Source organism: Psychroserpens mesophilus (assembly GCF_050617655.1).
GTDB lineage: Bacteria > Bacteroidota > Bacteroidia > Flavobacteriales > Flavobacteriaceae > Psychroserpens > Psychroserpens mesophilus_A.
On record NZ_JBODQC010000075.1, the window covers coordinates 1 to 362 of the forward strand.

At 54.4% G+C, this 362-nt stretch carries 1 protein-coding gene; it reads right to left on the reverse strand.

The genetic code is table 11. The features are described from left to right. Window positions 1–355: phytoene/squalene synthase family protein (locus tag ACRHNM_RS16395; protein WP_431137707.1), on the reverse strand; the 355-nt coding region annotated here is incomplete at its 3' end. Window positions 356–362 lie beyond the last annotated feature (7 nt).

The window sequence follows — 362 nt, forward strand, 5'->3', positions numbered from 1 at the left end:
CATAGCGCTCCTTATCGCCTTTGACGAAGACGCACAGGCACATCAGCCCCACCACATCGGCCGAACCGTAGATATATTCCTTGTATTCTTCCTCGCTGCGATACACCTTCTTGTGGAGGTCCATCCGCATGCTCCTGAGGAAGGAATCCACCAGGTGGCGGGGGATTTCGTATTTGTGATAGGTGGCCTGGAAGGCATTCAGGATGGGGTTCAGGCTGATGCGTTCCTGCAGGGCCAGGTCCAGGTCGCGCTCAAACCGACTCAGGAGGGTTGCCTTGTCGTAATCGTGGAACGAGTCTACAATCTCGTCGGCAAAGCGGACAAAGCCGTATATGTTGTAAATATCCTGTCGGATCCCCTTG